This is a genomic window from Kitasatospora sp. NPDC057692 (genome assembly GCF_042799475.1).
Taxonomy (GTDB): Bacteria; Actinomycetota; Actinomycetes; order Streptomycetales; family Streptomycetaceae; genus Kitasatospora.
Genome location: NZ_JBHVIV010000028.1, coordinates 26,264 through 52,170, shown reverse-complemented (window position 1 = coordinate 52,170; position 25,907 = coordinate 26,264). Strand labels below are relative to the sequence as shown.

At 72.9% G+C, this 25,907-nt stretch carries 23 protein-coding genes; 13 read left to right on the top strand and 10 right to left on the bottom strand.

Annotation, left to right across the window (positions count from 1 at the left end; all coding sequences use genetic code 11):
* Window positions 1-14: 14 nt before the first annotated feature.
* Together greA and ACFVFS_RS18010 are read right to left on the bottom strand one after the other, a co-directional pair.
* Entirely contained in the window at window positions 15-512 is a 498-nt protein-coding gene (gene greA, locus ACFVFS_RS18015; protein WP_380625184.1) for a transcription elongation factor GreA, read from the bottom strand.
* 272 nt (window positions 513-784) lie between these two features.
* Window positions 785-1,195 carry a DUF4307 domain-containing protein gene (locus tag ACFVFS_RS18010; protein ID WP_380625182.1) on the bottom strand — a complete coding sequence of 137 codons (411 nt, stop codon included), beginning with the start codon at window positions 1,193-1,195 and terminating at the stop codon, window positions 785-787.
* A 242-nt stretch (window positions 1,196-1,437) separates the two neighbouring features.
* Between ACFVFS_RS18010 and mca the strand changes: the two genes are divergently transcribed.
* The 3 genes from mca to ACFVFS_RS17995 are packed head-to-tail and all read left to right on the top strand — an operon-like array spanning window position 1,438 to window position 4,684.
* Window positions 1,438-2,343, top strand: coding sequence for a mycothiol conjugate amidase Mca (gene mca / locus ACFVFS_RS18005; protein WP_380625180.1), 906 nt, complete (start codon window positions 1,438-1,440; stop codon window positions 2,341-2,343).
* Between the two features lie 49 nt (window positions 2,344-2,392).
* Window positions 2,393-2,584 carry a hypothetical protein gene (locus ACFVFS_RS18000; protein WP_376093163.1) on the top strand — a complete coding sequence of 64 codons (192 nt, stop codon included), beginning with the start codon at window positions 2,393-2,395 and terminating at the stop codon, window positions 2,582-2,584.
* Between the two features lie 42 nt (window positions 2,585-2,626).
* Window positions 2,627-4,684, top strand: a complete 2,058-nt coding sequence (locus ACFVFS_RS17995; RefSeq protein ID WP_380625178.1) for a thioredoxin domain-containing protein — start codon at window positions 2,627-2,629, stop codon at window positions 4,682-4,684.
* A 142-nt stretch (window positions 4,685-4,826) separates the two neighbouring features.
* Here ACFVFS_RS17995 and ACFVFS_RS17990 read toward each other — a convergent pair whose 3' ends face one another.
* Window positions 4,827-5,759, bottom strand: coding sequence for a hypothetical protein (locus tag ACFVFS_RS17990; RefSeq protein WP_380625176.1), 933 nt, complete (start codon window positions 5,757-5,759; stop codon window positions 4,827-4,829).
* A 286-nt stretch (window positions 5,760-6,045) separates the two neighbouring features.
* Here ACFVFS_RS17990 and ACFVFS_RS17985 point away from each other — a divergent pair, with 286 nt between their 5' ends.
* The gene (locus tag ACFVFS_RS17985) at window positions 6,046-6,702 is read left to right on the top strand and encodes a papain-like cysteine protease family protein (protein ID WP_380625174.1); all 657 of its coding nucleotides are present in this window, start codon (window positions 6,046-6,048) and stop codon (window positions 6,700-6,702) included.
* Between the two features lie 8 nt (window positions 6,703-6,710).
* Window positions 6,711-7,574, top strand: a complete 864-nt coding sequence (locus tag ACFVFS_RS17980) for a hypothetical protein (RefSeq protein ID WP_380625172.1) — start codon at window positions 6,711-6,713, stop codon at window positions 7,572-7,574.
* Between the two features lie 60 nt (window positions 7,575-7,634).
* Here ACFVFS_RS17980 and ACFVFS_RS17975 read toward each other — a convergent pair whose 3' ends face one another.
* Together ACFVFS_RS17975 and ACFVFS_RS17970 are read right to left on the bottom strand one after the other, a co-directional pair.
* Window positions 7,635-8,291, bottom strand: coding sequence for a TetR family transcriptional regulator (locus ACFVFS_RS17975; protein ID WP_380625170.1), 657 nt, complete (start codon window positions 8,289-8,291; stop codon window positions 7,635-7,637).
* 8 nt (window positions 8,292-8,299) lie between these two features.
* Window positions 8,300-9,880 (bottom strand): MFS transporter, encoded by a 1,581-nt coding sequence (locus tag ACFVFS_RS17970; protein ID WP_380625168.1) that lies wholly within the window; start codon window positions 9,878-9,880, stop codon window positions 8,300-8,302.
* Window positions 9,881-10,189: 309 nt separating this feature from the next.
* On the opposite strand from ACFVFS_RS17970, the gene ACFVFS_RS17965 reads away from it, so the two are divergent.
* Window positions 10,190-10,717 (top strand): hypothetical protein, encoded by a 528-nt coding sequence (locus ACFVFS_RS17965; RefSeq protein WP_380625166.1) that lies wholly within the window; start codon window positions 10,190-10,192, stop codon window positions 10,715-10,717.
* Here ACFVFS_RS17965 and ACFVFS_RS17960 read toward each other — a convergent pair.
* Window positions 10,688-11,362 carry a hemolysin III family protein gene (locus ACFVFS_RS17960; RefSeq protein ID WP_380625164.1) on the bottom strand — a complete coding sequence of 225 codons (675 nt, stop codon included), beginning with the start codon at window positions 11,360-11,362 and terminating at the stop codon, window positions 10,688-10,690. The genes ACFVFS_RS17965 and ACFVFS_RS17960 overlap by 30 nt on opposite strands.
* Before the next feature lie 284 nt (window positions 11,363-11,646).
* On the opposite strand from ACFVFS_RS17960, the gene ACFVFS_RS17955 reads away from it, so the two are divergent.
* On the top strand, window positions 11,647-13,488 hold the full coding sequence (locus ACFVFS_RS17955) for a phosphoenolpyruvate carboxykinase (GTP) (protein ID WP_380625162.1): 1,842 nt from the start codon (window positions 11,647-11,649) through the stop codon (window positions 13,486-13,488).
* A gap of 154 nt (window positions 13,489-13,642) precedes the next feature.
* Here ACFVFS_RS17955 and ACFVFS_RS17950 read toward each other — a convergent pair whose 3' ends face one another.
* Window positions 13,643-14,857, bottom strand: a complete 1,215-nt coding sequence (locus ACFVFS_RS17950; protein ID WP_380625160.1) for a pyridoxal phosphate-dependent aminotransferase — start codon at window positions 14,855-14,857, stop codon at window positions 13,643-13,645.
* A gap of 449 nt (window positions 14,858-15,306) precedes the next feature.
* Here ACFVFS_RS17950 and ACFVFS_RS17945 point away from each other — a divergent pair, with 449 nt between their 5' ends.
* Entirely contained in the window at window positions 15,307-16,023 is a 717-nt protein-coding gene (locus ACFVFS_RS17945) for a prepilin peptidase (protein ID WP_380625158.1), read from the top strand.
* 103 nt (window positions 16,024-16,126) lie between these two features.
* On the opposite strand, the gene ACFVFS_RS17940 is transcribed toward ACFVFS_RS17945, so the two are convergent.
* Complete coding sequence (locus ACFVFS_RS17940; protein ID WP_380625156.1) at window positions 16,127-17,746, bottom strand: chitinase; 1,620 nt, start codon at window positions 17,744-17,746, stop codon at window positions 16,127-16,129.
* 422 nt (window positions 17,747-18,168) lie between these two features.
* Here ACFVFS_RS17940 and ACFVFS_RS17935 point away from each other — a divergent pair, with 422 nt between their 5' ends.
* The 4 genes from ACFVFS_RS17935 (at window position 18,169) to ACFVFS_RS17920 (ending at window position 23,555) form a co-directional block, all read left to right on the top strand.
* Window positions 18,169-18,963, top strand: a complete 795-nt coding sequence (locus ACFVFS_RS17935) for an isoprenyl transferase (protein WP_380625154.1) — start codon at window positions 18,169-18,171, stop codon at window positions 18,961-18,963.
* 252 nt (window positions 18,964-19,215) lie between these two features.
* The gene (locus ACFVFS_RS17930; RefSeq protein WP_380625153.1) at window positions 19,216-20,550 is read left to right on the top strand and encodes a PhoH family protein; all 1,335 of its coding nucleotides are present in this window, start codon (window positions 19,216-19,218) and stop codon (window positions 20,548-20,550) included.
* Between the two features lie 455 nt (window positions 20,551-21,005).
* Entirely contained in the window at window positions 21,006-21,761 is a 756-nt protein-coding gene (locus ACFVFS_RS17925) for a transglycosylase SLT domain-containing protein (protein WP_380625151.1), read from the top strand.
* Between the two features lie 402 nt (window positions 21,762-22,163).
* On the top strand, window positions 22,164-23,555 hold the full coding sequence (locus ACFVFS_RS17920; RefSeq protein WP_380625253.1) for an AI-2E family transporter: 1,392 nt from the start codon (window positions 22,164-22,166) through the stop codon (window positions 23,553-23,555).
* A gap of 103 nt (window positions 23,556-23,658) precedes the next feature.
* Here ACFVFS_RS17920 and ACFVFS_RS17915 read toward each other — a convergent pair whose 3' ends face one another.
* Entirely contained in the window at window positions 23,659-24,201 is a 543-nt protein-coding gene (locus tag ACFVFS_RS17915; protein WP_380625149.1) for an alkyl hydroperoxide reductase, read from the bottom strand.
* 3 nt (window positions 24,202-24,204) lie between these two features.
* A complete protein-coding gene (locus ACFVFS_RS17910; protein ID WP_380294345.1) occupies window positions 24,205-24,756 on the bottom strand; it encodes a peroxiredoxin in 552 nt (183 codons plus the stop codon).
* Between the two features lie 188 nt (window positions 24,757-24,944).
* On the opposite strand from ACFVFS_RS17910, the gene ACFVFS_RS17905 reads away from it, so the two are divergent.
* On the top strand, window positions 24,945-25,898 hold the full coding sequence (locus ACFVFS_RS17905; protein WP_380625147.1) for a LysR substrate-binding domain-containing protein: 954 nt from the start codon (window positions 24,945-24,947) through the stop codon (window positions 25,896-25,898).
* Window positions 25,899-25,907: the final 9 nt, after the last annotated feature.

The following is a 25,907-nucleotide window of genomic DNA, read 5'->3' as shown; positions in this document are numbered from 1 at the left end:
GGGCGGGGGTGGGATCAGCCGGAGTAGGGCTTGACCTCGACGATCTTCACCATGGCCTGCTTGCCGTTCGGCAGCTCGTAGGTCGCCTCGTCGCCGATCGTCCTGCCGTCGATCGCGCGGCCGAGCGGCGACTGCGGCGAGTAGATGTCCAGGTCGTCCTCGCCGACCTCGCGCGAGCCCAGCAGGAACCTCATGGTGTCGTCCTCGTCGCCGTCGAAGGCGACCGTGACGACCATGCCCGGAGCCACCACGCCGGAGTCCGCCGGAGCCTCGCCGACCTTGGCGCGCTCCAGGATCTGGGTGAGCTGGCGGATCCGGAGCTCGTACTTGCCCTGCTCCTCCTTGGCGGCGTGATAGCCGGCGTTCTCCTTGAGGTCACCCTCCTCACGCGCGGCCTCGATCTTCTGCGCGATCTCGATCCGCCAGGGGCCGGTCAGGTGATCCAGCTCGGCCTTGAGCTGGTCGTAGCCGGACTGAGTGAGCCAGGTCACGTTCTCGCTGGTCTGGGTCACGGGTGCTCCTCGTAGGTGCTGGGGCTGTGCTGAGGGTGTGAGTCGTCAGCGTGTTGGGTGGTGCCGATATCGGTCTTAACTACAAAGCAACGCCCGCTCCCGTACCAGCTGGTGCGGAAGGGGCGAAACCACGAGCCTAACAACTCCTGCCGACAATCGGGAGGGTCGTTGGCGCGCCATTGACGACGGCGTTGCGCCGAGGTGTACAGGATCGGTGGGCGGGACTCCTCTACGGATGCCCGTTCTCCTGAGCGGATATGCCTGGCGCGCCGCTACTCGGGAGTACAGCCCAGCAGCTCGGCGGTGGTGCCGCGGGCGGTGGTCCGCAGGCTCACCACGGCGTCGTACTCGGTGCCGCCCGCCGGGACGGGGAAGTCGGCCACCCCGACCACCGCGCCGTTCTCGCCCTGCGAGCGGACGGTGCAGCTGCCGGCCGTGCCGTCGCTCTTGCGCACCGCCAGGTGCAGCTGGAGCTCGGTGTCGGAGAGCGCCTGGAAGGTCGGCACGGTGCCGTTGATCTTCGTCTCGCGGATCAGGTAGGTGCCGCCCAGCCAGGCGACCACGCCCAGCAGCAGCACCCCGCAGACCGCGCCGACCACCTTGAGCCGGCGGTCGTCCTCGCGGTCGCCGCGCCGCCCGTAGCGGTCCTCGGGCAGCTGCGGGGGCCGGGTGCCAGCGCTCATGGGGCTCAGTCCTCTCGTGGGGAGGGGGCCGCGCGGGTGGTGCGGGGGGAATGCGGTGCTCCTCCAGTCCGTCACTATAGGAGGGGCACGCCCGCGGCCGTTCCGGCGGGGGCGGGCTCGGTCGTGTCGGCGCCCCGCGCGGCGGCCGGCCCCTGCGGTGACGCGGCCCCGAGAGCGGATCGGACGGCGGGCGGACCGGCTTGCGCGGTACGCCCGGACATTTTGTGGAAGGAACGCACGCGTTGACTGAGCAGTTGCGACTGATGGCGGTGCACGCCCACCCGGACGACGAGTCCAGCAAGGGCGCGGCGACCATGGCCATGTACGTCGACCAGGGGGTGGACGTGCTGGTGGCCACCTGCACCGGGGGGGAACGCGGTTCGGTCCTCAACCCGAAGCTGCAGGGCAAGCCGGAGATCGAGGAGAACATCCACGAGGTGCGGCGCAAGGAGATGGACGAGGCCCGCGCGATCCTCGGGATCAGGCAGGCCTGGCTGGGCTTCGTGGACTCGGGCCTGCCGGAGGGCGACCCGCTGCCCCCGCTGCCCGAGGGCTGCTTCGCCCTGCAGGACGTCAAGGAGGCGGCCGAACCGCTGGTCCGCCTGATCCGGGAGTTCAAGCCGCAGGTCATCACGACCTACGACGAGAACGGCGGCTACCCGCACCCCGACCACATCATGACCCACAAGATCACCATGGTGGCCTTCGACGCGGCCGGCGACCCCGACGCGTACCCCGGGGCCGGCGAGCCCTGGCAGCCGCTGAAGCTGTACTACAACCACGGCTTCCCGATGGGCCGGATCCGAGCCCTGCACAAGTACCTCTCCGAGAACGGCCACGAGTCCCCCTACGGCGAGTGGATCGCCGGCTGGGAGAAGAGCGGCCGCGTGGAGCGCGAGATCACCACCCGGGTCCGCTGCGAGGACTGGTTCGAGACCCGGGACCGCGCGCTGATCGCGCACGCCACCCAGATCGACCCGGACGGCCCGTGGTTCCGCGTCCCGCTGGAGGTCCAGCGCGAGGTGTGGCCCACCGAGGACTACGAGCTCGCCCGTACCCTGGTCGACGTGGACCTGCCGGAGGACGACCTGTTCGCCGGCCTGCGGACCCCCAGCCTGACGGCCGAGTCGGCCGACACGCGGGACTGAAGCACCCCCCGATGGCCCGGCTCCCCGTGAGCCGGGCCACCATAGAGATATGAGTGCCCCCGTGAACCTCACCCACCTCGCCGTCCAGCTCGCCGTCGACGACGCCAAGGTCACCCCCGGCCTGCTGGGCTTCCTCGTCTTCGCCGCCCTCGGCGTGGCCACCTGGTTCCTGGCCAAGTCGATGAACAAGCAGTTCAAGCGGGTGAACTTCGCCGAGGAGCCGGAGACCCCGAAGGAGTGAGGACGGGCCCCCTCCGGCGCGCGGATGCGCAAGGATGGGGGCATGCCGAACCGCCTCGCCGACGCGACGTCGCCGTACCTGCAGCAGCACGCCGAGAACCCGGTCGACTGGTGGCCGTGGGGGCCGGAGGCCTTCGAGGAGGCGGAGCGGCGCGGGGTCCCGGTGCTGCTGAGCGTCGGGTACGCCGCGTGTCACTGGTGCCACGTGATGGCGCACGAGTCCTTCGAGGACGCGGGCACGGCGGAGTACCTCAACGAGCGGTTCGTCGCGGTCAAGGTCGACCGGGAGGAGCGGCCGGACGTCGACGCCGTGTACATGGAGGCCGTGCAGGCGGCGACCGGGCAGGGCGGCTGGCCGATGACCGTCTTCCTGACCCCCGGCAAGGAGCCGTTCTACTTCGGCACCTACTTCCCGTCCGAGCCCCGGCACGGCATGCCGTCGTTCCGGCAGGTGCTGGAGGGCGTGCACGCCGCCTGGCGGGACCGGCGGGAGGAGGTCGGCGAGGTGGCCGCCCGGATCCGGGCCGACCTGGCCGAGCGGGCCTCCGTCTACGCGGTCGGCAGCGGGGTGCACCAGCCGCCCGGGGAGGCCGATCTGCACCAGGCGCTGGTCGCGCTCAGCCGTGACTTCGACCCGCGGCACGGAGGCTTCGGCGGGGCGCCCAAGTTCCCGCCGGCCATGGCGGTCGAGTACCTGCTGCGCCACCACGCCAGGACCGGCTCGCAGGCCGCGCTGGAGATGGCCGTCCGCACCGGCGAGGCGATGGCCCGCGGCGGCATCCACGACCAGCTCGGCGGCGGCTTCGCCCGGTACGCGGTGGACGCCGGCTGGGTGGTCCCGCACTTCGAGAAGATGCTCTACGACAACGCGCTGCTGCTGCGCGCGTACCTGCACCTGTGGCGGGCGACCGGCTCCCCGCTGGCCCGCCGGGTCGCGCTCTCCACCGCGGACTTCCTGCTGCGCGAACTGCGCACCCCCGAGGGGGCGTTCGCCTCGGCGCTGGACGCCGACAGCCTGGACGAGGAGACCGGCGCCACCGCCGAGGGCGCCTACTACGTCTGGGAGCCGGGCCAGTTGGTCGACCTGCTCGGCCCCGCCGACGCCGCCACCGCCGCCCGGCTGTTCTCGGTCACCGCCGACGGCACCTTCGAGCACGGCACCTCCGTCCTCCAGCTCCTCGCCGACCCCGAGGACACCGCCGAGTACGAGGCGATCCGTGCGCGCATGCTGGCCGCCCGCGCGGACCGCCCGGCGCCCGCCCGGGACGACAAGGTGGTCGCCGCCTGGAACGGGCTCGCGATCGCCGCCCTCGCCGAGACCGGCGCCCTGCTGGAGCGCCCCGACCTCGTCCGGGCCGCCGAACGCGCCGCCGACCTGCTGCTCGCCGTCCACCTCACCCCCGAGGGCCGGCTGCTGCGCACCTCCCGGGACGGCCGCCCTGGCGCCAACGCGGGCGTGCTGGAGGACTACGCCGACACCGCCGAGGGCTTCCTCGCGCTGTACGCCGTCACCGGTGAGGCCGAGTGGCTCCAGCTGGCCGGCGGACTGCTCGACACCGTGCTCAAGCACTTCGCCGACGAGGGGACCGGCGCGCTGTTCGACACCGCCGACGACGCCGAGGAGCTGATCCGGCGACCGCAGGACCCGACCGACAACGCGACCCCGTCCGGCTGGACCGCCGCCGCGGCCGCCCTGCTCACGTACGCCGCGTACACCGGCTCGGACCGCCACCGGACCGCCGCCGAGCGCGCGCTCGGCATCGTCGGGGCGCTCGCCTCGCGCGCGCCGCGGTTCGTCGGCTGGGGCCTGGCCGCCGCCGAGGCGCTGGCCGACGGCCCCCGCGAGGTCGCGGTGATCGGCCCGGCCGGCGACCCCCGGACGGTCGCGCTGCACCGGACCGCGCTGCTGGGCACCGCGCCCGGCGCGGTGGTCGCGTTCGGCGAGCCGGGCGCCGGCAGCGACGAGGTCCCGCTGCTCGACGGCCGGCCGCTGGTCGACGGCGCGCCCGCCGCCTACGTCTGCCGGCACTTCACCTGCGACGCGCCGACCACCGACCCGGCGGTCCTCGCCGAGCGGCTGGGAGCGGCCGAGGCCGGGTAAAACCGCTGGGCGGCGGAGCAGCGGCGGGGGAGGACGGGGCATGCCCTGGACCCTCAGGGACCGGCTGTTCGGCACCGTCGACCCCCGGTACGACGCCCGCCGCGCGGCCCCGGACCCGGCGCGCCCGTGAGCCGCTCCGGGGCTACTCCCAGTCCCAGCCGATGCCCAGGATGCAGGGCCCGACGGCGGTGGCGACCAGGTGGACGCAGTGGTGGCCGTCGAGGGTCAGTTCCTCGCTCTCGTAGGGCCGCTCCGCGGGCGAGCGGCGGGCGAACCGGTGGCAGCGGACGGGCAGCGCGGCCGGGTCGAAGGTGATCTGGAGGACGTACTGCCCGGCGCCCGTGTGGAAGCCGCGGAGGTACTCGCAGCTGGGCTCGGGCGCCGGGGCGTCGTCGAAGCCGTAGCCGAGCAGGTGGGTGTCGCCCGCGCGCAGCCGCCGGTCCAGCAGGAGTTCGGCGATCAGCAGGTCGTGGGCCTGGTCGCGGCGGATGCGGCCGGGGCGGCAGTTCTCCTCGGCGCGGACGCCGACCCGGGTGATGTCGCTGCCGGGATCGCCCTGGTGGATGGCGAGGTAGCGGTCGACGCCGTCGCGGTGGGCGCGCAGCGCGTGCTGGGAGTCGCGGCGCCGGAGCCGCCGGTCGGCGCCGATCCTGATCCGCTCGATATGGGTGATGGTGTGCAGCCCGCTGTCGCGCGGGCCGGCCAGTTCGGCGAGCAGGTCGTCGACCGCGGTGGGCGGGGTGATGAGGTCGCGGTAGGGGCGGACGGGTGGACCGGCCGGCGCGGCGGGGGCGGCGCGCCGGGGGCCGAGCAGCCGGGTGAGGGAGTGCGCGGGCAGCTCCAGCACCCGCTCCAACTCCCGGACGGCGCGCAGTGACTCGGCCCGTTCGGGGCGGCGGTGGCCCTGCTGCCAGTAGCTGAGGCTGGTGACCCCGATGTGGACGCCGCGCAGCGCCAGGCGGTCGCGGATGCGGTGCAGGGCGAGGCCGCGGGCGGTGATCGCGGTGCGCAGGGCGAGGTCGAACGGGCCGGTGCGCAGCGCGGTGGCGAGGTCGGCTCGGTCGGTCCGCTGCATGCGGCCTCCTCGGGGGCGGGGCCGGGCGGCCCGGCGCTGGCCGGTGCGGTGGGCCCGGTTGGTCGTGAATATTCACACGGGGAGGGGGGTTTGTCACCGGTCCTGACGCTCCGGGCGGGGGTTCCGGGGCCGGCGTTCACAGCGGGGCGGGCCCGTTCACAGCCGTGCGGGCGGGGGCCGAGGGCCGTTGACCTGCCATGTCAACGGCGCGATGCTCGGTGGCGCGATCCGGACCGCACCCCCACACCTCTCGACTCCTCTGCCTGCCGCAAGGAGGCCATCCCCCATGTCCGTTCCCCGGATACGCCTGCGTCGCGCCGTCTCGGTGCTCGCCCTCGGCGTCCTCGGCCCGGCGCTCAGCGTCGCGGCCGTCACCCCGGCCCAGGCCGCCCCCACGGCCGCCGGCCCCCAGGCGCGGGTGCGGCCCGCGGCCGCCGCCGGCGCCACGACCGACCTGGCCGGCACGTCCAGGAAGCTCAACATCACCATGCAGCAGCAACAGCAGACCAACTGGTGCTGGGCGGCGAGCGGCAACACCATCGCCACCTGGTACGGCTACGACTACAGCCAGAACCAGTTCTGCAACGCCGCGTTCGGCCGCTCGACCAACTCCGGCTGCCCCAACAGCCAGGCCACGCTGGGCGACGTGCAGAACGCCCTGAGCCGGATCGGCATCAATCCGGGCTCCTACGTCACCGGCTACCTGCGGTACGCCACGGTGCAGACCGAGGTGAACGCCGACCGCCCGGTCGAGACCCGGATCCAGTGGAGCTCCGGCGGCGGCCACATGCACGTCCTGTACGGCTACGACACCGCGAGCAACTGGGTCTACTGGGGCGACCCGTGGCCGTCCAACTACCGCTACAACTGGGCGGACTACAACTACTACGTGTCGAACGGCACGTTCTCCTGGACCCACTCCCTGTACCGGATCGGCGCGTGAGGGGCGACATGAGCAGCAGCATGCGCAAGGCCGCGGCGGTCCGCGGCGCGGCGGCCGTCCTGCTCGCCGCCGGTCTGGGGCTGGCCTTCGGGCCGGCCGCCTCCGCCGCCGGTCCGTCCGGCGGGTCCGGTCCGGCCGGGGTGCCCGAGCCGGTGCCGGCCGCGGAGCTGGCGCTGGCCCGCAGCGCGGCGCAGAGCCCGGAGGTGCTCGACCGGGTCGGCCGCTTCCTCACCCGCAACGGCCTCCCGCCGACCGGGCGGCTCGCCCCCGGGGCGGCCGACGGCGCGGCGGCGGACGCCACCGCGCCCCGGCTGGCCGGGGACACCGTGCCGGTGTACACGCTGAACGCCGCCTTCGTGTCCGGCACGCCGGGCGCCCCGGTGGCCCGGGCCGAGTTCGCAGCGAGCCGGGTGGTGGCGGCCGACGGGCAGGTCGCCTCGGTCTGGACGGTGAAGCAGGGCGACGGCTGGCGGGTCGTCAACATCGCCACCGGCGGCGACGAGGGCGACTACGCCGCGCGGGCGGCGGACGGCGGCGGCGGGACGGCGTTCCGCGAGCCGCAGATCAACGCCTGGTACGTGCTGCGGGACGGCCGGGTGCTGCCGCTCGACGAGGAGGCCCGCCGCTCGGTGGGCGGGGCCGGAGTGAGCCTGGCCGCGTACCAGGGACTGGTCCGCCAGCGGTACGGCGACAAGCTGCCCGGCTCGGCGTACGACCGGACGGGCCGGGGCGGCGGCTACGAGCCGGCCGCCGCGCGGGGCGCGGGCGGTACCGCGCTGCCCGCCGTGACGGCGGCCGCGGCCCTGGGCGCCACCGCGCTCGCGGGCGCGGGCGTCGCCCTGCGGCGGCGGACGGCCCTGCGGCACGGGTAGCCCGCAGGGCCCCCGCCCGGGAGCGCGGCGGCGGCGACCCCGCCGTCGCGTTCCCGCCGGCTACAGACCGGTGAAGCCGTCCTCCAGGATCGCGAAGGTGCGGTCCACCAGGTCGGCGATGTCCTCGGAGCCGTCGCTCTCGGCCCACCGCAGCACCGTCTCCGTGGTGGCGGCGCCGATCGCGGCGGCGGTGATCCGCATCGCGAAGGTGGGTTCCTCGACGCCGGCCCGCCGGGCCATCGCGACGAGGTAGAGCCGCTGCGGCTCGTTGCCGGCGTCGATCATCCGGGCGCGCAGCGAGGGGACGTCCTTGGTCAGCCGCATCCGGACGAGCAGTTCCTCGCGCTCGTGCTCCATCAGCTGCCGGAGCAGGCCGATGACGGCCTCGCGGCAGGAGCGCAGAAACGGTTCGTCGGAGGGCCTGGCGAGCAGGGCGTCGATCATCGCCGGGTCGTACTCGTCGGTGAGGACGAGGTCCTCCTTGGTGGCGAAGTAGCGGAAGAAGGTGGACGGGGACACCTCGGCGGCGGCCGCGATCTGGTCCACCGTGGTGTTCTCGTACCCCTGCTCGGCGATCAGCCGGTACGCCTCGCGCCGGATGGTCTGGCGGGTCTTCAGCTTCTTGCGCTCGCGCAGCGACAGCGGCGCCTCCAGCATCGCCTGGATCGGGTTGCCCGGTCCGGTCGGAGGTGCCGTCGCCGGCCGCGGTGCGTTCATGCCTTCGATTATCCGTGATCGGCCGCGGGCACCGCGGCGGACCCGGCGGCCCCGGAGGCCGGCCCGGCCGGTTCGACGGCGGGCATCCGCAGCGCGACCAGGATCGCCGACAGCATCGCGATCGCCCCGGAGACCAGCAGCACGACCGTCATCCCGTGCACATAGGCGCTGTGCGCGGAGGCGGCCAGTGCCGGGTCGCCGGCCGCGGCGGCGACCGCGTCGGCGGCGACCACCGACCTCCCGGCCTGCTCGGCCGAGCCCGCCGCCAGCCCGCCGGTGTCCAGTGCGCCCCGGTAGGCGTCGGCGAGCAGGCTGCCGAAGACCGCCACCCCGATGGCCCCGCCGACCTGGCGGAAGGTCTGCAGCAGGCCCGAGCCGACGCCGGCCCGGGCGGGCGGCAGCGTGAGCAGGGCGGTGGCCTGCGCGGTGATGAGGGACAGGCCCATGCCGACCCCTAGCAGGGTGAGCCAGACGGCGGCCGGGCCGTAGCCGTCCGCGACCTCCGTCCGGCCGCCGATGAGCAGGGCGGCGGCCAGCAGGGCCAGCCCGAGGGCGATCACCGTCCGGGGGCTGGTCCGGGCCACCAGCCGGTCGCTGAGCCGGGCGGCCACCATCAGGCCGAGCATCATCGGCATCAGCCGCAGACCGGTGCCGAAGGCGTCCGCGCCGAGGACGCTCTGGAAGTACAGCGGGAGCACGAAGAACGCGCCGAACAGGACCAGGGACACCAGCGTCGCGGCCACCGTCGACCAGCGGAAGGAGGCGTCGGCGAGCAGCGACAGGTCGAGCATCGGGCTGCTCCGCCGCCGGCTGCGCAGCACCAGCAGGGTGAGCGCGACCAGTGCGCCGCCCACGGTGCCGAGCACCAGCGGGTCGCTCCAGCCGCGCTCGGGGCTCTCGATGATGCCGTAGGTGAGCGCGGCCAGCCCGCCGGCGCCGAGCAGGGTGGCGGGCACGTCGATCGGGGGCGCGGCGGGGTTGCGGGTCTCCGGCAGCAGGACGACGCAGGCGGTGATGCCGATCGCCACCAGCGGCAGGTTGATCGCGAAGATCGCGCCCCACCAGTAGTGCTGGAGGATGAAGCCGCCGATCAGCGGGCCGAGCGGGGTGCCGACGGCCAGCGAGGCGGCCAGGATCGCGGTGGCGCGCCGCTGCTCGCCGGGCGGGAAGAGACCGGGGATCACCGCCATGGACATCGGCATCACCAACGCGCCGGCCAGGCCCATCGCGGCGCGGGCGGCGATCAGCGTGTCGGGGCTGTCGGCCAGTATGCCGACCGCCGAGGCGAGGCCGAACAGGGCGAGGCCCAGAGTGAGCGTGAAGCGGCGGCCGAAGCGGTCGCCGATCAGCCCGGCCGGGAGCATCACGGCGGCGAAGACCACGGTGTAGGAGTCGACGATCCACTGCTGCTGCCCGGTGGTGGCCTGGAGCTGCGAGGCCAGCGTGGGCAGGGCGACGTTCAGGACCGTCATGTCGAGGCTGATCACCAGGACGCTCAGCGCGACCGCGACGAGCGCGAGCCAGCGCCGCGGGTCCGGGCCGGGCGGGGCCGGCCGGTCCTCGGTGGGCGGGGTGGGCGCGGTGGGCACGGGAAACCTCCGGAGACCGGTGAAGGTAGTCGGTGTCAAATGACAGTAACTCCCAAAAGAAGGTCGCCGTCAACGTCCAAAGGGGGGTGGGATTTCGTCACTCTCCGTGATGTGTCCTGGAAGTGCGCGTTCCGCACGGGGAATTGACGCAACGTTGATCTGTCGTTCGCCGCTTTCGGGCCGTTGCGGGTGACTGTCGGTAGATACGATGTGGCCGTCGGTCAGTGCGGACCGGTGCGTGCCGAGAGCGGAGAAGGGGTGGGGCGGCAGGGGCCGACCACGAGCCCGGCGCAGGAAGGAGAAGCCGTCATGGCCGTTCGGGAGTCGGGTGCCCAGATCTGGGGTGCCGCAGTGGTGGTGGGCTCGGCGCTGGCCGTGGTCGCGGCCTATCTGATCCACGGCGCCGCGCTGGTGCTGGCGGTCGCCGGGGTCGAGACGCTGCTGCTGATGGTCTACGTGGGCCGCCGCTGGCGGCTGCTCCACCAGGCGCCCGAGCCGGACCGCGGGTCGGCGCCGGGCGGGCACCGGACGGCCGGGGGCACGGCGGACGCCGCGCACTGCGAGCGCTGCCGCCGGGCCCGGGCGGCGATCGACGCGCGGCAGGCCGGGCGGACGGTCCGCGGCCAGCACACCCATGAGCGCTTCGACCGGCTGCGCGACCACCGGCACGACGGGTCGTACGAGCGGGCCCCGTACGAGCGGGCGCCGCACGACCGGGTGTACGAGCACCCGGTCCGGGAGTGGACGGCGGAGCGGGCGGCCGTCCGGTCGCACGACCGGCCGACCGCCCGCCACGGGGCGCCGGGCTCAGCCGGCCGCGCTGTAGGCCACCAGTGAGACCCCGACGTACTGCGTGATGAAGGCCCCGAGGGTGAAGGCGTGGAACACCTCGTGGAAGCCGAACCACTGCGGTGACGGGTTCGGCCGCTTGAGCCCGTACACCACGCCGCCGATGCTGTAGAGCACACCGCCGACGATCATCAGCACCAGGACGGCGACGCCGCCGGCGCGCAGGAAGTCCGGCAGGAAGAACGCGGCGGCCCAGCCCAGCGCCAGGTACACGGGCGTGTAGAGCCAGCGCGGCGCGCCGACCCAGAAGACCCGGAACGCTATCCCCGCCAGCGCGCCGCCCCAGACCGCCCAGAGCAGCACCTGCCGGGCGGTGCCGTCCAGCAGCAGGACGGTGAACGGGGTGTAGGTCCCCGCGATGATCAGGAAGATGTTCGCGTGGTCCAGCCGGCGCAGGATCGCGTCGCCGCGCGGCCCCCAGTGGAAGCGGTGGTAGACCGCGCTGACCCCGAAGAGCAGCCAGGCGCTGGCGGAGTAGATCGCGCACGCGATCCTCGCGGGCCCCGGTTCGGCCAGCGCGATCAGCGCGATCCCGGCGGCCACCGTGGCGGGGAACATTCCTGCGTGCAGCCAGCCGCGCCACTTCGGCTTGCTCTCGGCACGCTCCGTGCTCTCCAGGAGCTCAGCAGTCATGAGCCGCATGCTACCCGCTACCTACGGACCCGTAGGTTACTGATTCGTAGGAAGTGGCGCTCATCACGACTTGGACGTTTTGGAGTATTCGGAGGAGGGGTGGCGGGCCTCGCGAGGTGTCGTAGGTCCAGTCCTACCGGCAAGTAATCATCCGTACTGTAGTAAAAGATGCGTCAACTCTGCCGTTGTGCCGCGTTGAGGCCGAGGGTCCGGAGCTACGCTGCAAGCACCCTCAACCCCCGCTACGCCGTCTCCCCGCCGGGATGGCGTGAAACGGAGCGATCGTGTCGAACGAGAACTCGGCTGCTCTCAGCGCCGCGCCCACCCGCCACCAGCGTCTGCTGGCGTGGGTCGGCGAGATCGCGGAGCTCACCCAGCCGGACCGCGTCGAATGGTGCGACGGTTCCGACGAGGAGTACCAGCGCCTCGCGGACCTGCTCGTCGCCCAGGGCACTTTCAAGAAGCTCAACGAGGAGAAGCGACCCAACTCCTACTACGCCGCCTCGGACCCCTCGGACGTGGCGCGCGTGGAGGACCGCACCTTCATCTGCTCCGAGCAGGAGAAGGACGCCGGCCCGACCAACCACTGGAAGGCTCCCGCCGAGATGCGCGAGCTCTTCCAGGGCGAGCAGGGCCTGTTCCGCGGCGCCATGAAGGGCCGCACCATGTACGTCGTGCCGTTCTCGATGGGCCCGGTCGGCTCCCCGCTGGCCGCCTACGGCGTCGAGATCACCGACTCCGCCTACGTCGCCGTGTCGATGCGCGTGATGACCCGCATGGGCCGGGCCGTGCTCGACCAGCTCGGCGAGGACGGCGACTTCGTCAAGGCCGTGCACACCGTCGGCGCCCCGCTCGCCGAGGGCCAGGCGGACGTGCCGTGGCCGTGCAACAGCACCAAGTACATCTCGCACTTCCCGGAGACCCGGGAGATCTGGTCCTTCGGCTCCGGCTACGGCGGCAACGCCCTGCTCGGCAAGAAGTGCTACGCGCTGCGCATCGCCTCGACCATGGCCCGCGACGAGGGCTGGCTCGCCGAGCACATGCTCATCCTGAAGCTCACCCCGCCGGCGGGCCCCGCGGGCGAGGCCGAGCCCAAGTACGTCGCGGCCGCCTTCCCGTCCGCCTGCGGCAAGACCAACCTGGCGATGCTCCAGCCCACCGTCCCGGGCTGGAAGGTCGAGACGATCGGCGACGACATCGCCTGGATGCGCTTCGGCGCCGACGGCCGCCTGTACGCCATCAACCCCGAGGCGGGCTTCTTCGGCGTCGCCCCCGGCACCGGCGTGGACACCAACGCCAACGCGATCGACACGCTCTGGGGCAACACCGTCTTCACCAACGTCGCGCTCACCGACGACGGCGACGTCTGGTGGGAGGGCCTGACCGACGAGAAGCCGACCCACCTGACCGACTGGCGCGGCAACGACTGGACGCCGGAGTCGGAGACCCCGGCCGCCCACCCGAACGCCCGCTTCGCCGTCCCGGCCGCGCAGTGCCCGACCATCGCCCCCGAGTGGGAGGACCCGGCGGGTGTGCCGATCTCGGCCATCCTGTTCGGCGGCCGCCGCGCCACCGCCGTCCCGCTGGTGACGGAGTCCTTCAACTGGCAGCACGGCGTCTTCCTCGGCGCCAACATCGCCTCCGAGAAGACCGCCGCCGCCGAGGGCACCGTCGGCGAGCTGCGCCGCGACCCGTTCGCGATGCTGCCGTTCTGCGGCTACAACATGGGCGACTACTTCGCCCACTGGCTGAAGGTCGGCGCCGAGGCGGACGCCGGGAAGCTGCCGAAGATCTACTACGTCAACTGGTTCCGCAAGAACGCCGACGGCCAGTTCGTCTGGCCGGGCTACGGCGAGAACAGCCGCGTGCTGAAGTGGGTCGTCGAGCGCCTGGAGGGCACCGGCGAGGGCGTCGAGACCCCGATCGGCGTGCTGCCGACCGTCGAGGGCTTCGACCTGAACGGGCTGGAGCTGTCGAAGGAGGACCTCGACCTGCTCTTCACCGTCGACGCCGACATCTGGCGTCAGGAGGCCGCGCTCGTCCCGGCCCACCTGGAGATGTTCGGTGAGCACACGCCCGCCGCGCTGTGGGACGAGTACCGAGACCTGGTCGCCCGCCTCGGCTGAGCCTGAGCCTCAGCAGGAGCGGTAGAGAGGCCGGTGCGCCGCACGAACCGCGCACCGGCAAGCGACAGGACGGCCGGAGCCCCGACGGACGATCTTTCCCCGACCAAGGAGATCGCCCGACCGGGACTCCGGCCGTAGCGCTTTCCGCGGGCCCTCAGGGCTGGGTGTAGCCGCTCAGGAACGTCCCGATCCGGGTGACCGCGTCGGTGATCTCCTCCGCGCGCGGCAGGGTGACCAGCCGGAAGTGGTCCGGCTCGGGCCAGTTGAAGCCGGTGCCCTGGACCAGCAGGATCCGTTCGGCGCGCAGCAGGTCGAGTACCATCCGGGCGTCGTCCTTGATCTTGAAGACCTTCGGGTCCAGCCGGGGGAAGGCGTACAGCGCGCCCTTCGGCTTCACGCAGCTGACCCCGGGGATCTCGTTGAGCAGCCGGTACGCCGCGTCCCGGGACTCCAGCAGCCGTCCGCCGGGCAGGATCAGGTCCTTGATCGACTGGCGTCCGCCGAGCGCCGCGGCCACCGCGTGCTGGGCCGGCATGTTGGCGCACAGCCGCATCGAGGCCAGCACGGTCAGGCCCTCGACGTAGCTCCGGGCCCGGGCGCGGTCGCCGGAGAGCACCATCCAGCCGGAGCGGAAGCCCGCCACCCGGTAGGACTTGGACATGCCGTTGAAGGTGACGCAGAACAGGTCGGGTGCCAGGCCGGCCAGCGGGACGTGCTCGGCGTCGTCGTAGAGGATCTTGTCGTAGATCTCGTCCGCGTAGATCACCAGCCGGTGGCGGCGGGCGATCCCGACCAGCCCCTCCAGCACCTCGCGCGGGTAGACCGCGCCGGTCGGGTTGTTGGGGTTGATCACCACCAGCGCCCTGGTCCGGTCGGTGACCTTGGCCTCGACGTCGGCGAGGTCCGGGTACCACTCGGACTGCTCGTCGCAGCGGTAGTGGACGGCGGTGCCGCCGGCCAGCGAGACGGAGGCCGTCCACAGCGGGTAGTCCGGGGCCGGGACGAGCACCTCGTCGCCGTCGTCCAGCAGGGCGGTCATCGCCAGCTGGATCAGTTCGGAGACGCCGTTGCCGAGGAAGACGTCCTCGACCGTCAGGCCCTCCAGGCCGCGCTCCTCGTAGTCCATCACCACGGCGCGGCGCGCGGAGAGCAGACCCTTGGAGTCCCCGTAGCCGTGCGCGGAGGAGAGGTTGCGCAGGATGTCCTGGAGGATCTCCGGCGGCGCGTCGAAGCCGAACAGCGCGGGATTGCCGGTGTTGAGCTTCAGGATGCGGTGGCCCTGTTCCTCCAGCCGCATCGCCTCGTCGAGCACCGGACCGCGGATGTCGTAGCAGACATTGGCGAGCTTGCTGGACTGGATGACCTGCATGCCTGCCTACTTTAGGGGCACGAACGGGCGGTCCGGCGCGTGTCGTGGGACACCCGCAGGACCGCCCGGACGCCACCGTTCCGCTCCGCCTTCGATCAGGAGGCGGATGCCTCGGCCCGCCTTCCGGATCAGCGGCCGGGGGTCCGGAACGCTGCCGAAGGCGAGGAACTGCGGCGGGGTGCCGTCCGGAACGAGACGGACGGCACACTTGCCGCCGGGTCCGGCCGTCGGCCGGGGTGCCCGGCTTCCCGCCGGAGTCGTACGGCGGGGCCGGACCGCCGCGCGCAGAGTGCTCCGAAGCTTCGTCAAGGCGCCCCTCGCCCGTGGATGATGTGGTCGTGCGGCACCCGGGTTCCGCGGTGCCGTCGGTGGCGGACGCGGACGGTGTCCGGCCGGCTCCGGAGCGGAGCCCGCCGGACCGCGCGTCCCGGGCGAGGAGGGGGCGAGCCGTGATCGCGAGCGCGCTGGGAGCGGTACTGGCCGGGGTGCTGGTGGCACCGGCGCTGCGCGGCCTGGTGGTGCGCTACGCCGTGCCGGAGGGCGAGGCGTGGTGCCTGGCCTGCCCGTCCTGCGGGCGGGAGCTGCGCGGACTGCCGCCCACCGGGCGGTGTCCGGGCTGCCGGACCGGGCTCGGCCCCGGCCCCTGGCGGGTGGAGGCGGTCACCGCGGCCGCGGCCGCCGCCGCGCTGGTCGCCGCGCACCCGGCGGACGCGCTGCTGCTGCTCTGGCTGGCCGGGCCCGGCGTGGTGCTCGGCTTCACCGACGCCCGGGTGCACCGGCTGCCCTACCCGCTCACCTGGACGCTGGCGGCGGGCCTCGCGGTGCTGCTGACCGGGGTGCAGCTGGCCGAGGACGCCCCGGGGGTGCTGCTGCGCTGCCTGCTGGTGGCGCTGGCCGCCGGGGTGCTGTTCGAGGTCCCGGTCCAGCTGGGGCTGGTGGGCGCGGGGGACACCGTGCTGGCGCTCGGTCTCGGCGCGCTGCTCGGACGGTACGGCTGGTCGGCCGCCTTCGCCGCGCTGGTGGCCTTCGTCCTGCTGGCCGGGCTCTGGTCGGTCGGCGTGCTGCTGACCGCGCTGGCGCGCCGCCGCCCGGTGCGCGGCCGGGAGGTGCCGCTGGGCCCGTTCCTGCTGCTCGGCACCCTGCTGGCGGTGCTCGGCCACTCCTGAGCCGGGCCCGGACAAGCGAACGGGCCCGCCGTACCGGTCAGGTACGGCGGGCCCGGCGCCGACGCGCAGGCCCCACCCTCAAGGAGCGGCGCGCCGGGGGGAGTTACGGCATCTGGTGGACGAACGAGCCGACCGTGTTGGAGAAGGCGTTCCCGTTGACGGAGTCCCAGTTGGTGGACCAGGTCATCGCGCCCCGGATGGTCGGCCACTTGGCCGGCGGGACGAAGCTGCCGCAGTTCTTGCCGGTGGCGAGGCAGTCCAGCGCGTTGTTGACGACGCTCGGCGCGACGTAGCCGCCGCCGGCCGCCTTGCTGGAGGCGGGGACGCCGATGCCGACCTGGTCGGGCCGCAGGCCGCCCTGGATCTGGGTGCAGATCTGCGAGGTGATGAAGTCGATGGTGCCCTGGGTGTAGACCTTGCCGTCGCAGCCGTTCATGCCGCCCGAGTTGTAGAACTGGGTGTTGACGACGGTCAGGATGTCCTTGGTGTTCAGCGCCAGCTGGAAGTAGGCGCCGGCGGTGGAGTACATCCCGATGGTCTCCGGGGCCATCGTCAGGACGAAGCCGGAGCCGACCTTGGCCTGGAGGCTGTGCAGGGCGTTGCCCATGTGCGTCGCGTTGACGCCGTTCTCCAGGTCGATGTCGATGCCGTCGAAGCCGTAGTCCTTGATGACGGCGTAGGCGCTGTCCACGAAGGCCTGCGCGGCGGCGGCGTCGTTGACCGAGATGGCGCCGTTCTGGCCGCCGACGGAGATGATCACCTTCTTGCCGGCCGCCTGCTTGGCCTTCACGTCGGCGCGGAACTGGGCGTCGGTGTAGCCGCCGAGGCCGGCCGACAGCTCCGGGTCCAGCTTGAAGGTGATGGCGCCGGCGCGGGTGGGAACGGCGTCCGCGAAGGAGACCGCGATGATGTCGTACGCGCTCTGGACGTCGCTCAGCTTCTGGAGGTTGTTGCCCTTGTTGTCGAAGTTGTGCCAGTAGCCGGTGACGGCGTGCTTCGGGACGCCGGTGTTCGGGTTGCCGGTGCTGGTCGCCGTGGGGGTCGGGGTGACCGTCTGGGTGGGGGTGGGGGTCACCGTCTGGGTCGGCGTGGCGGTGGCCGTCGGCGAGGCGGTCGTGGTCGGCGTCGCGGTGGGGGTGACGGTCGGCGTGGGGGTGGCCGTCGCGGTCGGGCTCGGGGTGGAGGGGCCGGCCGGGCCGCTCAGCACGACGTCGTCGGCGAGGTAGGCGCTCTGGCCGTACCAGCCGTGCAGGTAGACGGTGACGCTCTTGGCGCTCGCGCCGGTGGTGAACGTGGTGGAGAGCTGGTTCCAGCTGTTCTGGTTGGACCAGACGCTCGGGTCGGTGCCTCCGGTGCCGCGCGCCCCGAGGTAGGCGTACGGGCCCTGGACCCAGGCGCTCAGGGTGTAGCTGGTGTTGGGCAGCACGCTGATGGTCTGGGTGCACTCGGCGGTGTCCGCCGCACCCGGGGTGGCCTGCAGCGCGCCCGTGCCCGAGTGGACCGGCGTGGTGACGGCGCTCGCGGCGCCGGTGCAGACCCAGCCGCCGAGCGAGCCGTCGAAGCCGCCGTTGGCGACCAGGTTCCCGGCCGCGGCGTTGGCGCCGCCGGCGAAGAGGGCGAGGCCGGTGCCGGCCAGGGCGAGGGCGGTGGCGCCCGCGGCGAGAGCCGGGACGGGGCCGCGGCGGCGCTTGTGCGACACGGGCCGGTTCAGCGTACGGGCCATGGAGGTGCGCTCCTGTGGGGGAGGAGCGGCCGCCGCGGTGGGGGGCGCGGCGGCCGCGTGTGGGGGAGGGCATTGCGTCCGAAGTACTGCCTTGACGAGGGCGGGGCCGGTGTTCTGTTCCGCCCTGGGAACAAAAGCTGGACTAGACCATTGGGGGTCGTCAAGCATTGAACCGTCGGCTTACGGATTCCTTAAGGAATCGGAGACCGTTCCGTATCCGGCCCCCGGCCGTTCCCCGGGGCGTCCCCGGGGCGCCGCCGGGGCGCGTTCCGGCCACCTCCGGCGCGCCGGCCGCGACAGACTCCGCACAGGACCGTGACCCTCCCGCGACCTGCGGCTTTCCCTGCCGCCACGGCGCGGGAGTAGGCTGCGCCGGGGGTTCTGAAGCACCCGGTGAAGTGAGTACGGAGGGGCCGAAAACCATGGGTCTGCGCGATGTCGTCGAACGCACGCCGGGTCTGCGCGTCCTGCTGGACGGGATGTACGGCCTCTACGGTCGCCGGGTCGAGGTGCACCTCGCCCGCACCCCGCACCACATCGGCGTGATCCTCGACGGCAACCGCCGCTGGGCCCGGGCGACCGGCGGCTCCACCGCGTACGGCCACCAGCGCGGCGCCGACAAGATCAGCGAGTTCCTCGGCTGGTGCGACGAGACCCACGTCAAGGTCGTCACCCTGTGGATGCTCTCCACCGACAACCTCGACCGCCCGGCCGACGAGCTGGTCCCGCTGCTCGGCATCATCGAGGACGCGGTCACCAACCTGGCCGCCGCCCGCCGCTGGCGGATCCACCCGGTGGGCGCGCTGGACCTGCTGCCGCAGCACACCGCCGACGTCCTGAAGCGGGCCGCCGACGAGACCGCGGGCATCGACGGCATCACCGTGAACGTGGCGGTCGGCTACGGCGGCCGGCACGAGATCGCCGACGCCGTCCGCTCGCTGCTGCAGGAGCACGCCGGCCGGGGCACCTCGATCGAGGAGCTGGCCGAGATCCTGGACGTCGAGCACATCGCCGAGCACCTGTACACCAAGGGCCAGCCCGATCCCGACCTGGTCATCCGCACCTCGGGCGAGCAGCGGCTCTCCGGCTTCCTGCTCTGGCAGAGCGCGCACAGCGAGTTCTACTTCTGCGAGGCGTACTGGCCGGCCTTCCGCAAGGTCGACTTCCTGCGGGCGCTGCGCGCCTTCGAGCAGCGCAACCGGCGGATGGGCCTCTGACGGGGGCCGCGCCGCCCCCCCCGGGGACCGGGCCCGGCGGCCCGGCGCACCGGATTGACCACCGTAGGGGCTGGCCTACCCGGCTGCCGGGCGAGGCCAAACGTTCACCGGCAATGATCCGTCAGTTCTCCGAGGGCGCGAATGCACCGCCCCCCGCCTGGGAATACTCCGATCAGACCGGCCCCGAGGCCACCGGGGCAGCGGGGGCCGGCTTGCCGCGGATGACGCAGGGTCATCCGCCCTGGAGGCCTAGTGGTCAGTTCCAAGAGCCGCCGGACACCAGACCGGCGCACGTACGTTCTCGACACCAGTGTTCTCCTGGCGGACCCGCTCGCCATGACCCGTTTCGAGGAGCACGAGGTCGTCCTCCCGGTGGTCGTGGTGACGGAGCTGGAGGCCAAGCGGCACCACCCCGAGCTGGGGTACTTCGCCCGCCAGGCGCTGCGACTGCTCGACGACTACCGGATCCGGTACGGCCGCCTCGACGAGCCCATCCCGGTCGGGGAGCTCGGCGGCACCATCCGGGTCGAGCTCAACCACTCCGACCTGTCGATACTGCCGGCCGGCTACCGGGCCGGCGGCGGCGAGGCCGACGCCCGGATCCTGGCGGTGGCCCGGAACCTGCAGGCCGAGGGGTACGACGTCACCGTCGTCTCCAAGGACCTCCCGCTGCGGATCAAGGCGTCCTCGGTCGGCCTGCTCGCCGAGGAGTACCGGGCCGAGCTGGCGATCACCTCGGGCTGGACGGGCATGGCCGAGCTGCACGTGCCGGCCGACGACGTGGACGCGCTGTTCGCGGCCGGCCACGAGGCCGGCGTGGACGTCGACGGCACCGCCGAGCTGCCGGTGCACACCGGGCTGGTGCTCACCTCCGAGCGCGGCAAGGCGCTCGGCCGGGTCACCGGCGACGGCCGGGTGCGGCTGGTGCGCGGCGAGCGCGAGGCGTTCGGCCTGCGCGGGCGCAGCGCCGAGCAGCGGGTGGCGCTGGACCTGCTGCTCGACCCGGAGGTCGGGATCGTCTCGCTGGGCGGCCGGGCCGGAACCGGCAAGTCCGCGCTGGCGCTCTGCGCCGGCCTGGAGGCGGTCCTGGAGCGGCAGCAGCACCGCAAGGTGATGGTCTTCCGGCCGCTGTACGCCGTCGGCGGGCAGGAGCTCGGCTACCTGCCGGGCTCCGAGACGGAGAAGATGAGCCCCTGGGCCCAGGCGGTCTTCGACACCCTCTCGGCGGTCACCACCCCCGACGTGATCGAGGAGGTCATCTCCCGGGGCATGCTGGAGGTCCTGCCGCTCACCCACATCCGCGGGCGCTCCCTGCACGACGCCTTCGTGATCGTGGACGAGGCGCAGTCGCTGGAGCGCAACGTCCTGCTGACGGTGCTGTCCCGGATCGGCCAGGGCTCGCGGGTGGTGCTCACCCACGACGTGGCGCAGCGGGACAACCTCCGGGTCGGCCGGTACGACGGCGTGGTGGCGGTGGTGGAGAAGCTGAAGGGGCATCCGCTCTTCGCGCACATCACGCTGACCCGCTCGGAGCGCTCGCCGATCGCGGCGCTGGTGACGGAGATGCTGGAGGACGTCAACCCGTGACCCGGTGATCTCCGGCGATCCGGGCATTCACGACAAAAGCGTCAATTTCCGGCATGGGGCCCGTTCCTGGTGGAGCGGGCCCCGTCCCTTTTCATCACATCGAGTGCTTTGTGTCCGGCGAACGCCGGTTCGGTGAATGTGACATCCGCCACGCAACGGGGAATTGCGTCGACAGGTCCCCGTGCGGCATGGTGAGGGTTCTGTCAGGCCCCGCGTACGGCATGGCAGGACTTCCGGAAGGCCGGGAGTCCGGCCCGGACGGTCCACCAACTCCGGTGGGTGGACGCACAATTGAAGACCGTGAGCCGTACGCCGCCCGAATGAAACGCCCGGTCGCCTCACCTCGGCCGGACGCCGGGTCAGTACCTCCCGTGACCAGCACCGTACGGAGGGCAGAGCCAAGGGGCAGGTTGCGCCCGTACGGTCACGCGTGGGCGATGCTGGAAGGAAACCATGTGACTCGGATCTCGGTCCGGGGAGTTGCTGTCGCCTCCGCCACCGCCGTCACCGCTGTCGGTGCCGTCGTGGGCATGGCGTCGGGCAGCGAGGGCAAGACGACGCAGACGGTCGACGTCGCCGGCGCGACCCTGCTTGCCGAAGTCCCCTCTGGCGCCCAGGCGCAGACCATCAGCGACAACATCGGCACGCAGGCATCCGCCCAGCAGGCCGCCGCCGACGCGGCCGCCAAGGCCGCCGCCGAGCAGAAGGCCGCCGAGGAGGCGGCCCGTCAGCAGGCCGCCGCCGAGGCCCAGGCCAAGGCGGACGCCGCGGCCAAGGAGGCCGCGGCCAAGGCCGAGGCGGAGAAGGCCGCGAAGGCCGCCGAGGAGAAGCGCAAGGCCGACGAGGCCGCCGCCAACCGCTCCAAGGCCCGCTCGGCGATGTCCGCCACGGACAGCTCCGCCCCGCCGGTCTCGGTCAGCCCCGGTTCGGTGCAGGAGCTGGCCCAGCAGATCGTCGGCAACGACGCCCAGTTCCAGTGCTTCAGCCAGATCGTGAAGCGCGAGAGCGGCTGGAACTACACCGCCACCAACAAGAGCTCCGGCGCCTACGGCCTGGTCCAGGCGCTGCCCGGCTCCAAGATGGCCTCGGCCGGCGCCGACTGGCGCACCAACCCGGCCACCCAGATCAAGTGGGGCCTGAACTACATGAACAGCCGCTACGGCAGCCCCTGCGGCGCCTGGTCGTTCTGGCAGTCGCACCACTGGTACTAGGAACGCCGCCGCGGCCCCCGGTCACCCACCCGGTGACCGGGGGCCGCGGTGTTTTCGCGGGACGGGCCGCGCCGCCCGGGCCGCGCTGACCAGTGCGCCCTCGGGCGGTGCGGGCCCGGGTGCGGACGCGGGGACGGGGAGGGGTCCTGGTACTCCCCGCGCCGGCCGGTCCGCCGACAGTCGGCTCCGGGTTCCCGCCCGACTCCTCCCCGCTGCCGGGCGCCTGAAACCACCCGGGACGTGCTGGTTTGCCCCGGAATCGGCTCCGAAGAACCCGAGCGGATCCTTCCGGCGGGCGGACTCACCGCCCCCCGGCCGGGTAGCGTCTTCCTGACGGCCGTGGCGGGATCCACGGCGTGCCGCCGCACCGGGCGGCTCCGGCGGGCAGAAGTGGTTGTGAGCATGGCGCGGGGCGGACAGGCCTTCAAGGCCGTGGCCAAGGGGATGGCCGTGGTGGCGAGCGCCGCCGCCGTGATCGAACGCCGCCGGCGGGCCGCGATGGCGGCCGACTTCCACGAACCGCCGCTCGCCCCGCCGGCCGCCGACCCGCTGCCGGGCCCGCGGACCGAGGCCGCCGCGCCGGCCGCCGTTCCCGCGCCCGCGCCTGCTCCGGCACCCCCGCCCGCACCCGCCCCCGCTCCGGTGTCCGCACCCTCGCACGGCCACTTCGGCCGACCCGCGACCCCCGCCGAGGCGGTGCCGTGGGGCCTGCGGGTCGCCGCCGAGTCCACCTGGCGGCTGCTGCTGCTCGGCGCCGCGCTGTACGTCGTCTTCTACATCGTCGACATGCTGCGGCTGGTCGCCTTCGCGGTGCTCGCCTCGCTGCTGATCTCCGCGCTGCTGGAGCCCACCGTCTCCTGGCTGCGCCGCCACGGCGTGCCGCGCTCGCTGGCCGCCGGCGGGGTGTTCATGAGCGGGCTGGCCGGCATCGGGCTGGTCGGCTGGTTCGTGGTCTGGCAGGTGACCACCAACCTGGAGACCGTCACCAGCAAGGTCAAGGCCGGTGTCGACCAGCTGCGGGACTGGCTGATCACCGGGCCGCTGCACCTGACCGAGCAGCAGATCACCGACTTCGCCAACCAGATCACCAAGGCGATCAGCACCAACACCGAGCAGATCACCTCGGCCAGCATCACCGGCGCGCAGATCGCCGTGGAGGTGCTGACCGCCGTCCTGCTCGCCTTCTTCACGACCTTCTTCCTGCTCTACGACGGCGAGCGGATCTGGAACTGGGCGCTGCGCGGCCTGCCCCGGCACTCCCGCTACGCGATGGCCGGAGCCGGGCCGAAGGCCTGGGCCACGCTCACCGCCTACGTCCGCGGCACGGTCTGCGTGGCCTTCATCGACGCGGTCTGCATCGGCATCGGCATCCAGCTGCTCGGCGTGCCGATGGCCCTGCCGCTCGCCGTGATCATCTTCCTGGGCGCCTTCGTCCCGCTGGTCGGCGCACTGGTCACCGGGACGGTCGCGGTGCTGATCGCCCTGGTCACCACCACGCCCTGGACGGCGCTGATGGTGCTGGTGGTGCTGATCGCCGTCCAGCAGATCGAGGGCCACGTGCTCCAGCCGCTGATCCTCGGCCGCGCCGTCCGCGTCCACCCGCTCGGCGTCGTCCTCGGCGTCGCCGCCGGCTCCATCATCGGCGGCATCGGCGGCGCCATCGTCGCCGTCCCCCTGATCGCCGTCACCAACACCGTGGTCACCCATCTCCGCCGCCGCAACGAGGCCGGCCAGGCCGTCTTCACCGCCCTCGAAGCCGCCCGCGAAGCCGCCACCCGCCCCCCGACTCCCTGACCTCCCCGGCCCCCTGACCTCCCCACGCCCCCCGCACGCGAACGGGCCCCTCGCCGGGACTCGGGGGGAGTCCGGGGGAGGGGCCCGTTCGGGGTGGTGCGGGTCAGGCGGTGACGGTCGCGAGGGCGGCCTCGGAGTCGAGGACGCCGGCGACGGCCTGGAGGACGGCGGCGATCTTCATCGAGGCCTGGACGACCTCGCGGTCGACGCCGGCCTTGCGCAGCACGGCCTCGTGGGAGTCGAGGCACTGGCCGCAGCCGTTGATCGCGGAGACCGCGAAGCACCAGAGCTCGAAGTCGACCTTCTCGACGCCCGGAGTGCCGATGATGTTCATCCGCAGACCGGCCCGCATGCTGCTGTACTCCTTGTCGGAGAGCAGGTGCAGCGTCCGGTAGTAGACGTTGTTCATCCCCATGATCGCGGCCGCGCCCTTGGCGGCGTTGTACGCCTCCGGGGAGAGGTTGGCCTTGGCCTCGGGCTCCAGCGCGCGCAGGACGGCGGGGCTGCGGGTGGCCATCGCGCAGGAGAGGACGGTGCCCCACAGCTGCTGGGCGGGGAGGTCGGAGTTGCCGATGACCGAGCCCAGGTTGAGCTTGAGGTCCTTGGCGTAGTCCGGGAGGGCGGACTTCAGGTCGTCGAGGGCCATGGGTCAGCCCGCCAGGAGGGCCTGGGCGTCGAGGGTGTCCTCGCCCTTGTTCCAGTTGCACGGGCACAGCTCGTCGGTCTGCAGGGCGTCCAGCACCCGCAGGACCTCCTTGGGGTTACGGCCGACGGAGCCGGCGGTCACCATGGCGAACTGGATCTCGTTGTTCGGGTCCACGATGAAGACGGCGCGCTGGGCGGTGCCGTCCGCGTTCTCGACGCCGCAGGCGCGCATCAGGTCGTGCTTGATGTCGGCCAGCATCGGGAACGGCAGGTCGTTCAGGTCCTTGTGGTCCTTGCGCCAGGCGTGGTGCACGAACTCCGAGTCGCCGGAGACGCCGAAGATCTTGGCGTCGCGGTCGGCGAACTCCTCGTTCAGCTTGCCGAACGCGGCGATCTCGGTCGGACAGACGAAGGTGAAGTCCATGGGCCAGAAGAAGACGACCTTCCAGCCGTTCTGGTCCTCCGAGGTGTAGTCCTTGAACTCCAGCTTGTCAGCGGACGGGCCTTCCACGCCCTTGAGGTTGTAGGCCGGGAACTGGTCGCCGATCGTCAGCACGTTCGCTTCTCCTGTGAGGGGTGGGGAGTTTGTCCGGTTTGCGGAACGGCTTCCACCATTCCACATCGTGGACTGATCAGGGAAATAGCTACACTCGATGTGTCTGATCGGAGAGAGTTATCAACAGCCCCGCGCCCCCCTCCCGCCCCGCCCGTCGCAAGGCCCCCGCCCGCAAACCCGACGCCGCTGTGGCGAACGCCACCCCGCGCAGCCCCCGCACCCCCACGGTCGCCCAGCTCAAGGCCTTCGTGGCGGTGGCCGAGCACCGGCACTTCCGGGAGGCCGCGGCGGCCACCGGGACGAGCCAGCCGGCGCTCTCCGGGGCGGTCGCGGCGCTGGAGGAGTCGCTGGGCGCGCAGCTCGTCGAGCGTACGACGCGCCGGGTCATGATCACTCCACTGGGGGAGCGCGTACTGGAGCACTCGCGCCGGGTGCTCGCCTCGCTGCAGGCGCTCACCGAGGAGGTGGAGGCCGCCCGCCGCCCGTTCACCGGGCCGCTGCACCTGGGCGTCATCCCGACCGTCGCGCCCTACCTGCTGCCGACCGTGCTGCGGCTGGTCCGCGACCGCTACCCGGACCTGGAGCTGCACGTCCACGAGGAGCGGACGCCCTCGCTGCTGGAGGGGCTGGCCGCCGGGCGGCTGGACGTGCTGCTGCTGGCACTGCCGGCCGGCGGCAGCGCGCCGACCCGGGACATCCCGCTGTTCGACGAGGACTTCGTCCTGGTCGCCCCGCCCGACCACGAGCTGGCCGGCCGGGTCGACGTACCGCGCGACGTGCTGCTCGACCTGGACGTGCTGCTACTGGAGGAGGGCCACTGCCTGCGCGACCAGGCCCTCGACATCTGCCGCGAGGTCGGCGCCGACCAGGCCGGCTCCACCACCCGGGCGGCGGGCCTGTCCACCCTGGTGCAGCTGGTGGCCGGCGGCCTCGGGGTGACCCTGCTGCCCGCCACGGCGCTGGACGTCGAGGCGGGCCGCACCGACCGGCTGGCCGCCGTCCGCTTCGCCGCGCCCGCGCCGGGGCGCCGGATCGGCCTCGCCACCCGGACGGGCTCGGCCCGCAGCGCCGAGTACGACCGCTTCGCCGCCACGCTGCGCGAGGTGCTGGTCGAACTGCCGGTCCGGATCGTCGAACCGTAGGGCAGGCCG